The sequence below is a fragment of the Emticicia sp. SJ17W-69 genome (assembly GCF_051209875.1).
In the GTDB taxonomy this organism is placed as follows: domain Bacteria; phylum Bacteroidota; class Bacteroidia; order Cytophagales; family Spirosomataceae; genus Emticicia.
Genome location: NZ_JBNTQY010000001.1, coordinates 5,029,114 through 5,043,458, shown reverse-complemented (window position 1 = coordinate 5,043,458; position 14,345 = coordinate 5,029,114). Strand labels below are relative to the sequence as shown.

General features: G+C 36.9%; 3 protein-coding genes. 1 reads left to right on the top strand and 2 read right to left on the bottom strand.

What is annotated here, in order from left to right:
* Nucleotides 1-135: 135 nt before the first annotated feature.
* Together rpoC and rpoB are read right to left on the bottom strand one after the other, a co-directional pair.
* The gene (rpoC, locus tag ACQUQZ_RS20655; protein ID WP_435356986.1) at nucleotides 136-4,452 is read right to left on the bottom strand and encodes a DNA-directed RNA polymerase subunit beta'; all 4,317 of its coding nucleotides are present in this window, start codon (nucleotides 4,450-4,452) and stop codon (nucleotides 136-138) included.
* Between the two features lie 80 nt (nucleotides 4,453-4,532).
* Entirely contained in the window at nucleotides 4,533-8,390 is a 3,858-nt protein-coding gene (gene rpoB / locus ACQUQZ_RS20650; RefSeq protein WP_435356985.1) for a DNA-directed RNA polymerase subunit beta, read from the bottom strand.
* A 592-nt stretch (nucleotides 8,391-8,982) separates the two neighbouring features.
* Between rpoB and ACQUQZ_RS20645 the strand changes: the two genes are divergently transcribed.
* Nucleotides 8,983-14,298, top strand: coding sequence for a PAS domain-containing protein (locus ACQUQZ_RS20645; RefSeq protein WP_435356984.1), 5,316 nt, complete (start codon nucleotides 8,983-8,985; stop codon nucleotides 14,296-14,298).
* Nucleotides 14,299-14,345: the final 47 nt, after the last annotated feature.

The window sequence follows — 14,345 nt, the reverse complement described above, 5'->3', positions numbered from 1 at the left end:
ATGATTTTTTCTCAAAAATAGTCATACAATGGGCTATTTACAAAAAAAGGTCAAGCAAAATGCCTGACCTTTTCAATATTATATTTGAAGAGAATTAGAAAAAATTCTTAATTCTACATTCTCAATTCTTAATTATTAAACATACTCTCTGCGTTGTTTCGCTGCGTCTTGAGCTTTTTTCTTTTCGGCTGCTGCTTCGAGTTCTGCTTTGCTACCAACGATAATATTTTGGTATTTTCTTGCACCAGTTCCGGCAGGAATCAAGTGACCTACGATAACGTTCTCTTTCAAACCTTCGAGTGTATCACGCTTACCTCTTACGGCAGCTTCTGATAATACTTTTGTGGTTTCTTGGAACGATGCCGCCGACATAAATGATTCTGTACCCAACGATGCAGTAGTGATACCTTGTAAAGTTGGACGAGCAACCGCTGGCATAGCGTCACGCACAACTAATTGTGCTAAGTCAGCACGCTTCAATCGGCTATTTTCGTCACGCATTTCACGAGCGGTGATAATTTGACCAGGCTTGAATTTATCAGAAGCACCAGCGTCCATAATCACTTTTTTATCCAAAATTTTATCGTTTCCTGCACGTACTACCCATTTATCAACCATTTGGTTATCTAAGAAGAGCGTATCACCTGAATCGATTACCTCTACTTTTTGCATCATCTGACGAACAATCACTTCGATGTGTTTATCAGAGATTTTTACCCCTTGTTGGCGATATACAGCTTGTACTTCGTTTACCAAATACTCTTGCACAGCGGTTGGCCCTTTGATACGAAGAATATCGGCTGGCGTAATTGCACCATCTGAAAGTGGGTCACCTGCCAATACGAAATCACCATCTTGTACCAAGAATAATTTCGACAAAGCAACCATGTATTTCATTTTGATGCCATCTTTTGCTTCCACAAAAATCTCACGGTTACCACGTTTCACAGCACCGTATTGTACTATACCATCAATTTCAGATACAACCGCAGGATTTGAAGGGTTACGAGCTTCAAATAACTCCGTTACACGTGGCAAACCACCCGTAATATCTCGGTTCATATTGATAGCACGTGGAATTTTCGCCAAAATCTGACCAGCTTTGATAACTTTGCCATCTTCAACTGTCAAACGAGCCAATACTGGCAAGTTATAGGCTTTTTCCTCTTCTCCATTCGCAGATTTGATAATTACTGCAGGGTTTTTAGTACGGTCTTTCGATTCGATGATAACTTTATCACGGAAACCAGTTTGCTCATCGGCTTCTTCTTTATAAGTTACATTTTCTTCGATAGCATCATATTCTACTACCCCATCAATATCAGCAAGGATAACGGCGTTAAATTGATCCCAATGGCAAAGTGCATCACCTTTGTTCACTTTTTGTCCGTCCGTTACTTCCAAAGTAGCACCATAAGGTACGTTATTTACGATAAGTACGTTGTTTGTACCTGTTTCGATGATACGAATCTCTCCACGACGACCCAAAACAGTAGTAATGACATTACCATCACGGTCAGTTGACTGTACAGTACGCATTTCTTCTAATTGGATTGTTCCTGCAAATTTCGCTTTGATATTAGCTTCAGAAGCAACGTTTTGAGCAGTACCCCCTGTGTGGAATGTACGAAGTGTCAACTGTGTACCAGGCTCACCGATTGATTGTGAGGCAATTACACCAACTGCTTCGCCACCATCTGCCATACGGCCAGTTGCCAAGTTTCGTCCATAACATTTCGCACAAACACCTGTTTGTGTTTCACATGTTAAAGCTGAACGAATTTCAACTGTTTCGATAGCAGTTTCATCGATTTCAGCGGCAATTTCTTCCGTGATTTCTTCGCCTGCTTTTACGATAAGTTTCTTTGTTAATGGGTCAATTACATCATAAACAGATGTACGTCCCAAGATACGCTCAGAAAGTGGTTCAACGATGTCTTCGTTGTCTTTCAAAGCTGAAACCTGAATACCACGTAAAGTTCCACAGTCGATTTCGTTTACTACTACGTCTTGAGCAACATCATGCAAACGACGAGTCAAGTAACCCGCATCGGCAGTTTTCAAGGCAGTATCGGCCAAACCTTTACGAGCACCGTGAGTTGAGATAAAGTATTCGAGTACGTCAAGACCTTCTTTAAAGTTAGACAAAATTGGGTTTTCGATGATTTCTCCAACCGAACCTTGAATATTTTTTTGTGGTTTTGCCATCAAACCTCTCATACCACCCAACTGACGCACTTGTTCTTGCGAACCACGAGCTCCAGAGTGCATCATCATATAAATTGGATTGAAGCCAGCTTGGTCTTCTTCCAATTGTTTCAATAGAATCAAACGCATATTACTATTGACACGTCCCCAAATATCAATGATTTGGTTATAACGCTCACGCTCAGTAATGATACCAAACATATAGTTGTTTTGCACTTCTTCTACTTCTTTTTTCGCATCTTCAACGAGTTTTACTTTTTCAGGAGGAACAATAATATTGTCCAAACCGATAGATAAACCACCACGGAAGGCTGTCTGATAACCTAATTCTTTGATATCATCCAAGAATTTAGCCGTACGAGAATAGCCTGATTCTTTGAATACACGTCCGATGAGTTGTTGAAGTTTTTTCTTGGTCAATAATTCGTCCAAATAACCTACTTCTTCTGGTACACATTGGTTAAACAAAATACGACCAGCAACTGTATCAACGATTTTCCAAACCAATTGTCCATTTTCATCTTTTACCTTCACACGACATTTGATATGAGCATGTTTTGAAACCGCTCCTTCATTCATCGCAATGATTACTTCTTCTGCCGAATAAAACGTTAAACCTTCACCTGGCTCTTTGTGAGTGGCAGTTGATTTACGTCCTTTTGTTACGAAGTAAAGACCCAATACCATGTCCTGAGAAGGTACAGTGATTGGAGCTCCATTGGCAGGGTTCAAGATATTATGCGAAGCCAACATCAAGACCGAAGCCTCCATGATTGCTTCTTGACCAAGCGGCACGTGAACGGCCATCTGGTCACCGTCAAAGTCAGCGTTGAAGGCTGTACAAACTAATGGGTGCAATTGGATGGCTTTTCCTTCCACTAATTTTGGTTGGAAAGCTTGAATACCCAATCTGTGGAGTGTAGGGGCACGGTTCAAAAGAACAGGGTGTCCTTTCAATACGTTTTCCAAAATATCCCAAACTACGGCATCTTTTCTATCAACGATTTTCTTAGCAGATTTTACAGTCTTAACGATTCCACGCTCAATCAATTTTCTAATAATGAACGGCTTGAAAAGCTCAGCTGCCATATCTTTTGGTAAACCACACTCATGCAATTTCAATTCTGGTCCTACAACGATTACCGAACGACCAGAATAGTCAACACGTTTACCTAATAAGTTTTGACGGAAACGACCTTGCTTTCCTTTCAACATATCTGAAAGTGATTTCAAGGCACGGTTACCTTCCGAACGAACAGCGTTTACTTTACGTGAGTTATCGAAAAGTGAATCAACCGCTTCTTGCAACATACGTTTTTCGTTACGTAAGATTACTTCAGGGGCTTTGATTTCCAACAAACGTTTCAAACGATTGTTACGAATAATCACACGACGGTAAAGGTCATTTAGGTCAGAAGTGGCAAAACGACCACCATCTAATGGCACTAACGGACGTAATTCTGGTGGAATAACGGGTACCATGCGAATCACCATCCACTCAGGTTTGTTCTCGATACGAGTGTTTGCATCACGCAAAGCCTCAACGATTTTCAAACGTTTCAAGGCATCAGCCTTGCGTTGTTGTGAAGTATCTGTTGCTGCTGAGTGACGTAAATCGTACGATAACTGGTCTAAGTCAAGGCGAGAAAGCATCATTTCTAATGCTTCAGCACCCATTTTAGCGATAAATTTATTAGGATCTTTATCGTCGAGCATTTGGTTATCACGTGGCAATTTGTCCATGATGTCCAAATATTCTTCTTCAGTCAAGAAGTCGTTTTGTGAAACTCCATCTTCACCTTTGATACCTGGTTGGATAACCACGTATCTTTCATAATAAATAATTTGGTCGAGTTTTTTCGACGACATTCCTACTAAGTAACCAATTTTGTTTGGTAAACTACGGAAGTACCAAATGTGAGCAACTGGAACAACCAATTCGATATGACCCATGCGTTCACGACGAACTTTTTTCTCGGTTACTTCTACGCCACAACGGTCGCAGATAATGCCTTTATAGCGAATACGTTTGTATTTACCACAGTGACATTCCCAGTCTTTTACTGGACCAAAAATACGCTCGCAAAACAAACCGCCCATTTCGGGTTTGTAAGTACGATAGTTGATAGTCTCAGGTTGTGTAACTTCGCCAAATGAGCTTTCTAAGATTGACTCTGGTGAAGCCAAACTGATAGTAATGCTCTGGAAGTCACTATTTAGTTTTTTATTTTTCTTTAAAGACATTTTCAAGTATGATTGATGTGAAAATGATATGCTCATTTCAAGAAGTGTAATTCTACAGAATTACACTTCTTTGGTATTTTTTACTGTAAAGTAATCTCCAATGCCAATCCACGAAGCTCGTGAACCAATACATTGAATGACTCTGGGATATTTGGTTTTGGCAAATTCTCCCCTTTTACGATGGCTTCGTAGGCTTTTGCACGACCTATTACATCATCTGATTTTACAGTTAAGATTTCTTGCAAGATATGCGATGCACCGAATGCTTCCAATGCCCAAACCTCCATCTCTCCGAAACGTTGACCACCAAATTGGGCTTTTCCACCCAATGGTTGTTGCGTAATGAGTGAGTATGGTCCGATTGAACGAGCGTGCATTTTATCATCAACCAAGTGACCCAATTTCATCATATACATGATACCTACGGTTACTTTTTGGTCGAAAGGCTCACCAGTTAAACCATTATATAGTTGCGAACGACCATACGGTGGTAAACCTGCTTCTGCTAATTCGGCTGAAACTTCGGCTTCAGTAGCACCATCAAAGATTGGCGTGGCATATTTACGGCCTAATTTTCTACCCGCAAGACCCAATACAACTTCATAAAGCTGACCGATGTTCATACGTGAAGGTACACCAAGAGGGTTCAAAACAATGTCCATTGGCTGACCTTCAGCTGTAAATGGCATATCTTCATCACGAACAATACGTGCAACAACACCTTTGTTACCGTGACGACCTGCCATCTTATCACCTACTTTCAACTTACGTTTTTTGGCAATATAAACTTTGGCTAATTTCACAATACCTGCTGGTAATTCATCACCAACTTCCAAAACAAAACGTTCACGTTTGAAGCGACCGATTATTTCACCACGACGTGCCAAGTAGTTTTTACAAAGCGTCACGATTAATTTGTTGAAAGCTGTATCTTCTGTCCAACCGTCCAAAATTACATCTCCCAAAAGGTTTACTTCTTCTGGTACATTGTATTGGCTTTCATCAACATAATTGTTCTTATCAGGGAACAAATTATTAGCGATATTTGAGCGATTGAATTTAACACCTTTTGAAATTAATTCATCTCCAAATTTGTGCTTCACGCCAACGGTTGTTTTTCCGTCAAGGAGTTCAGTCAACTTTTCGATCATTAACTCACGCAATTCTAAAAGAACTCTTCCGTGTTTTTTCATCAACACTTTCAATTCTTCTTTGTGCTTAGAGCGTTCTTCTTTGCTTGGGCGAGAGAATAATTTTGTGTCAATAATCACACCGTCCATTGATGGTGGTGCTTTTTTCGACGCATCTTTCACATCACCAGCTTTGTCACCAAAGATGGCACGGAGTAATTTTTCTTCTGGAGTTGGATCTGATTCTCCTTTTGGAGTAATCTTACCAATCAAAATATCTCCTTCTTTTACACGTGTACCTGTGCGAACAATACCATTTTCGTCGAGGTTCTTCACTGTTTCTTCCGAAACGTTTGGAATCTCAGCCGTTAATTCTTCTTCTCCACGTTTGGTATCACGTACTTCAAGTTCGTATTCTTCGATATGAATAGAAGTGAAAATATCTTCACGTACTACTCTTTCCGAAATTACAATCGCATCCTCAAAGTTATATCCTTGCCAAGGCATGAAGGCAACCAAAAGGTTACGTCCAAGAGCTAATTCTCCACCTTGTGTGGCATATCCTTCTACTAAGATTTGACCTTTCTTTACAGATTGACCTTTCAATACTATCGGACGAATGTTGATACACGTATCTTGGTTCGTACGACGATGTTTGATAAGTTCATAAGAAGTAAGGTTAGAATCAAAACTTACCAAAGATTGCTCTTTTGTCCAGTCATAACGAACCTTAATCACATTTGCATCTACATATTCAATTACACCGTCTGATTCTGCCACGACCAAAGTACGAGAGTCACGAGCCAAACGACCTTCCAAACCTGTACCTACAATTGGAGCTTCTGGACGCAACAAAGGAACAGCTTGACGTTGCATGTTCGAGCCCATCAAGGCACGGTTGGCATCATCATGCTCAATGAATGGAATCATTGATGCTGCCACCGACACAATTTGGTTAGAAGCAACGTCCATGAAATCAATTGAGTCTGGTGATTTCATAGGGAAGTCACCTTCATAACGACATTTTAATGTATCTACCAAGAAGTTACCTTCGTCGTCCACATCTGCTGTTGCCATGGCAATGTTTTTGCCATCTTCTTCCTCAGCAGTTAAGTAAACTAATTCTTTGGTCAATTTACCATTTTCAATTTTAACGTAAGGCGTTTCGATAAAGCCCATACCATTGATTTTGGCAAATGTACAAAGCGATGAAATCAAACCAATATTTGGTCCCTCAGGAGTTTCGATTGTACACAAACGACCGTAGTGCGTATAGTGAACGTCACGAACCTCGAAACCAGCTCTCTCACGACTCAAACCTCCTGGCCCAAGAGCTGACAAACGACGCTTGTGCGTAATTTCGGCCAATGGGTTGGTTTGATCCATGAATTGTGACAACTGGTTTGTACCAAAGAATGAGTTGATTACCGAAGATAAAGTTCTTGCATTAATCAAATCAACTGGTTTGAAATCTTCGTTATCACGAACGTTCATACGTTCTTTGATTGTACGAGCCATACGAGCCAAACCTACACCAAATTGTGAGTAAAGTTGCTCGCCTACAGTACGTACACGACGATTCGATAAGTGGTCAATATCATCGACAACTGCTTTCGAGTTAATCAAACTGATAAGGAACTTAACGATTTCGACAATATCTTGGGTTGTCAAAACACCCGTTTCAAGTGGTGTAGTCAAACTCAATTTTGTATTGACACGGTAGCGACCTACTTCTCCTAAATCATAGCGTTTTTCAGAGAAGAACAAACCTTGAATAATCTCACGGGCTGTTGCCTCATCAGGTGCTTCAGTGTTACGCAATTGACGATAGATTTGCTCAACAGCCTCTTTTTCAGAGTTTGAGCTATCACGTTGAAGCGTATTATAAATAATGTTGAATTCTGAAACGTTGGCATCTTCTTTATGAAGAATGATTGATTTCTGTTCTGTATTAAGAATAGTATCAATGTCATCATCAGAGATAACCGAGTCACGTTCCAAAATAACTTCGTTACGGTCAATCGAAACAACCTCACCTGTATCTTCATCAACGAAGTCTTCTGTCCAAGTACGAAGTACACGAGCAGCTAAACGACGGCCGATTGCTTTTTTCAAGGCTTCTTTAGTGCCAGGGATTTCTTCTGACAAACCAAAAAGGTTTAGGATGTCTTTATCAGATCCAAAACCGATTGCACGAAGCAATGTTGTTACAGGGAATTTTTTCTTACGGTCGATGTAGGCATACATGACGTTGTTTACGTCAGTTGAGAATTCAATCCATGAGCCTTTCATCGGGATTACTCTTGCAGAGTATAATTTTGTACCATTTGTATGCTTACTCATAGAGAAGAATACACCTGGTGAACGGTGCAATTGCGACACAATTACACGCTCAGCTCCGTTGATTACAAAAGAGCCACGTCCATTCATGTACGGAATGTTACCTAAAAATACTTCTTGCTCGATTGTTTCGAAATCTTCGTTGTCGGTGTCGTTACAAATCAAACGTAGCTTTGCTTTTAAAGGCACAGCGTAAGTCAAACCACGGTCAATACACTCATCTACTGAGTATTTTGGTGGGTCAATTGTGTAATCAACGAACTCTAATACGTAGTTCTCGCGTGAATCGGCGATGGGGAAGTTTTCGGCAAATACATTGTAAAGCCCTTCCATTTTACGGCTTTCGGCAGGAGTCTCAATCTGGAAAAAATCCTGAAATGAGGTAACCTGAATATCCAAAAAGTCTGGATAGTCAACGATTGGTTTTATCGTTGCGAAACTTTTTCTACCGGTTTCTGTCAGATTCAAGGTTTGAAAAGTTTTAAGTGATAAATTCTTTTAGTGGCTGTTAGCTGTTGGCTGCTGGCTGTTAGCTTTTTTTATAAATAAAGCTAAAGGCTAAATGCTAATGGCTAAAAGCAAAATATAACGTAGTGAAGCGAATCATCATCCCTGTTCAACTGCCCTACGAAAACAGAAGTGTATCGGATGAGAATCCTATTAATGAAATGCTTATTTTTAAGGGATATTTGGTAAATGAGGTGCGAAATAGCATATTTTTTTTTAATAAAGCAAGATTTTTCTTGTATTTTTTTAAAATATCATTAATTAAATATTTTATTGATTATTCTAAGCAGTGATATTAGTGATATTGCTTTTTTTTAAGATTTTAATCTTAAATTTCGGCATCTTAAATGAGTTGGTGTTTAATACTTATTGCTTTTAATTAGCTTTTTTTCTTGTATATTTATAACAAAGAAAGCTTTACCTATTACTTTCTGATAAAGAATGAAAACTTGCAAGAAATATCGTGTGACTTTATTTGCTTTATATGAGTAATCTGTCCCAAAATTTGGCATTCATTATAGTACTTGCAATCTCTTTATTATCAATATTTTCTTTGATAAGATGGTCTCATGACAAGTATCGACATCTTTATGTCAATGATGTACAAGATTTTTCTAAACATTATTATCGTTACTTACTCTACTTTTGGGGCGTAGGTATTTTTATTCCTTCAAGCGAAATTATTTTAGAAATTTTCAAGATTAGAGAGCAGAGCGAGCTGTATTATAATCTTTTGGCTGGGGGTATTTGTTTAGGAATAGGCTATACTTCTAAATATTTCAAAACGCTTCATGAGAATTTGCATCGGATCTTTGTTGGTTTCTTTGTCGTTTTTAATATCCTGACTCTTTTTAGAATTTCATATAGTCCAATGGACTTGTTGACTCTGGCTGAGTTTACGATATTTTTGATGATTTCTTACCACGTATTTTATAAAGTCGAACACTTCTACCTTTATTTCATTGCAATTTTTTGTTTACTGCTAAGTTATCGGTTGCTTAATTTTATTTCTACCAACGCTTTTATCATTTATTTTAATAGCACTTTAATTGCCTTTACTATCAATTATGTGATTCGTTTTATTGATTTGAGTATTAAAGAAAATTTGTTTTTCGCTTATAATATTGTCAATAATGGCAACTTGCTTGTAATCGGAGTAAACAGTGATGGCTTGGTAGTTTTTGTTAGTGAAAATATTAAAGATATTTTGGGCTATCATAAAGAAGAATGGATAGGTAAGAATTGGCACAATGAAATGGTAAATATTGTTGATGCTGAAGATTCTAAAGAATTAGAGTCAGGTATTTATTTACAAAGAATTTTATTAAAAAATAAATCATATAAGTTGATTGAGTGGCGAGATGAGCCTACCTACAATAATTTGGATATTAAAATTGGTAGAGATATTACAGAAAGCCAACAAGCAAAAATTGAACTAAGACGCACCAAAGAAATACTCGAACAAACCAACCGAGTTGGAAGAGTTGGAGGGTGGGAGTTTGATTTAATCACGCAAAAAGGGTATTCTTCTGAGATCACAAAGGAAATTTTTGAAGTATCAACGAGTGCTTATTTTGACTTTCAAACGGCCATTAACTACTTTGAAGAAGGTGAAAATAGAAACAAAATCATAAATGCCATAGAAAATTGTATAAAATATGGTACTGATTATGATTTTGAAATACCGATTATTTCTGCCAAAGGAAATAAACGCTGGATACGAGCCAAAGGAACTGCCGAATTTATAGATAATCAATGTAGAAGAATTTATGGAACTGCTCAGGATATTGATGAGCAAGTGAAGGCAAAACAAGCTCTGATGGAGAGCGAGGAACACTTCCGTTTTATCAGTGAAAATACGTCGGATGTTATTGTGGTTTTTAATTACCAAAAGCTTACCTATATTTCACCATCTCACGAAAGACTATTTGGCTATACTACCGAAGAGACCAAACAAATGACAGTGGAAAGTATTTTTGATTTAGTGCATATTGATGATAGAGATCGGGTTAAAAAGGCTATCATTTATTCAATGGAAAAACAAATATCATCTTGTAACTATGTTTATCGTTTCTTACATAAAAATGGTACTTATGTTTGGCGTGAAGACTCGGTTGATATTGTTTATGACTTGGTAGGTAGGCCGTCAAAAATGATCGTTTTGGCAAGAGATGTGAGTGAACGCAAAGCAATTGAGCTGGCTAATCAACTTCGACAAGAGAAAATAATACTACAAAACAATATACTTATTCGTATTTCTACAACACCGTTTGATCAATATGGTTCATGGGCAAAAAGTTTACAAACCATCACTGAGGCAGCCGTCGAAGGGATGGATGTAAATACCATGAGTGTTTGGGAATACAAAGAGGATGTCATCGAATGCAGCGACTTTTATGATAGGGAGAAACAAACACATACATCGGGAGAAAGATTAAATGCTAATAATTTCCCTTCTTATTTTGAAGGATTGAAGAAAGGGCTGGCAATCGTGGCAAATGATGCTCTAACAAATGAATATACGTATGAATTTGAAGAAATTTACCTGAAACCTTTAGATATCAAATCAATGCTTGATATTCCCATTCGAGTCGATGGAGAATTGGTAGGTTTGGTTTGTTGGGAGCAGACCCATGAACAGAAGGTGTGGTCGGAGGATGATATTGCATTTGCTCGTTCAATTGCTGATATTATTTTATTGGGAATGGAGGCTGATAAACGAAGAAAAGCTGAAATTGAACTGAAGCGTGCCAAAGAGATACTCGAACAAACCAATCGTGTAGCACGTGTGGGTGGCTGGGAATATGATTTGATAAAGAAACAGATATATTACTCTGATATTTTTAGAGAGATTTTTGAAGAGCGTGAAGCAAATGAGCCAGATTTTTATAGTGCTATTAAGTACTTTGATGTAGGAAGAGACCGAGAAACTGTTTTCAAAACTTTTGAAAATTGTTTGAAATATGGAATGTCTTATGACTATGAAATACAAATTATTACTGCCAAAGGAAACAAACGTTGGATAAGAGCAAAAGGCTCGGCTGAATTTGCTAATGGTTTATGCAAACGAATTTATGGAACTGTGCAAGATATTGATGAGCGAGTAAAGCTATATGAATTAATAAAGGAGAAAGAATATCAATATCGAACATTGATTTCTAATATTTCGAGTGTTGCGTTTCGATGTCTCAATAATAGGGAGAGGACAATGCTTTTTATTAGCGATGCGATTGAAAGATTAACAGGCTATTCGGCCAGTGATTTTATTAATAATATGAAGAGAAGTTACGCAAGTGTTATTCACCCCGATGATAAAGATTACGTTAATACAGCATTTGAAGACAATATAACAAAAGGTGAAGAATATACCATTGAGTACCGATTAATTGATATAAATAATAATATTGTATGGGTCAATGAAAAAGGGAAAGGCTACGTTGAAAATGATGAACAACCTTTGTTTTTGGATGGTGTAATTACAGATATTACTGAACGAAAAAATACCGAAGAAAAATTACTTGAAAATCAACGAGTTTTGGTTTATAAAAGCAAAATTCTTGCTGCCATTGCCAAAATTACTGAAAAACTGCTGGTAAGTAACAATATTGAACAAACCTTACAAGAATCCTTTACTTTGATTGGCGAAGCCATTGAAGTCGATAGGGTATATTATTTTGAAAATGATATTAAAACCAATCGTATTAGCCATAAAGTTGAATGGGTTCGTGAATCCATTACTCCACAAATCAACAATCCAATCACCAAAAATTTAACTTTTGATGATATCTATTATTATATGGATTCATTGCTTCAAAACAAATCATTTCAAAGCACTATCAGTGAATTGAATGATGAAAAAATAAAAGAGCGGTGGAGGAATCAAGAAATTTCTTCAGTACTATTATTGCCAATTTTTATTAAAAATACATTTTATGGCTTTATTGGTTTTGATGATTGTTTTAGTGAGCAACTTTGGTCAACGGATAAATTAAATATTTTACAATCATTAGCAACCAATATTGCTAATGCCATTGAAAGAATCAATAATGAAACAATCATTAAAGAAAGTGAAAATACCTTTAGACAAATCAACGAAACCATTGAAGATGTCTTTTTACTATTTGATTGCGTGGCAAAAAGGTATCTTTATGTGAGTCCTTCATGTAAGAAGGTACTTGATGCAGAGCAATCATTTTTTTATGAAGGCCATTCTTATGTAAAAAAATTCCTTAGTCAGGAAGACCAACAAATAAATGATATTATTGAAGACCAACTTTTAAGAAGTGGGTCATCTGAAGTTGAATATAAAATCAAAACAAGTAGCGGACAAATAAAATGGATTTATCAAAAATCATTTGCTATTCATAATGAAAAAGGAGAAATGGTGCGAATATCGGGTATTTGCTCTGATATTACGGAGAAAAAGCTTACACAGAATGAGGTAAAACAACTTTCGTTGGTAGCTGAAAAAATTACCAATGGTGTCTTAATAGCTGATAGTACTGGACGGGTTTTATGGGCAAATCAAGCTTTTTTAGATATGTTGGAAATACCTTTAGAAAACCTTTTAAACAATAGACCACGAGATCTATTTAATCCAGGTAATAATGTGTTTGCTGAGAAAATGAGTGTGATGAATGGTTATAATTTTAGTTTAGAAATAGAAGTAAATACCTTCAAGAAAAATAAAAAATGGATTCAGATTAATAATACTTCGATAAGAAATGAGGCAGGAGAAACAGAACAACAAATTGAAGTAGTCATAGATATTACCGAACGAAAAAAAGCGGAAGAAAAACAAAAGGAAAGTGAAAGAAAATTGAATATTATCCTTAATTCCTTAGATCAGCTTGTGTGGGCAATAAGCATAGATGATTATAGGCTTTTGTTTGCTGGCCAATCATTCAAAACAATTTATGGAAAAGACATTAGACATTGGAAAAAGAACTTTAATATCTGGAAAGAAGCGATTCACCCTGAAGATAAAGAAATTGGTGAAAAAATCGAACATGATATCCTTACTTATGGTGTTGCTTATGGTATATACCGTATAATTGATGCTGATGGCAACTTGAAATGGCTGGAAAATTCGGCAAAAATAGTCAGAGATGAGAATAATGAGCCATTAATGATTATGGGTATTACAACCGATATAAGCGATAAAAAAGCGGCCGAGAAAGCTCTTATTAAAGCTCACGAAGAGGCCGACATAGCCAATAAATCAAAGGCAGAATTAGAACTAAGAGCTTTGCAAATGCAAATGAATCCTCATTTTGTTTTTAATGCCCTCAATTCTATTCAAAGCTATGTAATGAACCATGATACATTGACAGCTAATAATTATCTATCAAAATTTGCCCATTTAATTCGTCTATTTTTAGATTCATCACGAAGTAAGTTTATCTCTTTAGGTGAAGAAGTGAGATTATTGAAACTTTATATCGAACTTGAAAAATTAAGGTTTGAAGAAAAATTTGACTTTGAAATATTATTTGAAGGGAATGTCAGTAAGTATTTTGAAATTCCAACGATGATTCTTCAACCATTTATCGAAAATGCCATTAATCATGGGCTAAGATATAAAAAAGAAAAGGGTTTATTGAGTATTAAATTTTATTTAGAGGAAAATTATGTCATTTGTAAAATTGAAGACAATGGTGTTGGGCGGAAAAATGTAGGAGAAATTCAGTCAAAATCAAGTAAAGGGTATCAATCTCAAGGTTTAAAAATAACAGCTGAGCGTTTACATACCTACAATAGAATCAACGATGCGAGCATTATTTTTTCAATCACTGATAAAATAACTAATCCTACCAATCCTGATGATGAAGTAGGCACAGTCATAGAGATAAAGTTTCCTGAAAATTAATGTATTGCTTAAAAAACAAACGTCGGCAAGGTTATAAACCTTACCGA

Excerpts from the sequence above, each read along its gene's own strand:
- rpoC (WP_435356986.1), bottom strand. The coding sequence starts at position 4,452 with ATGTCTTTAAAGAAAAATAAAAAACTAAATAGTGACTTCCAGAGCATT.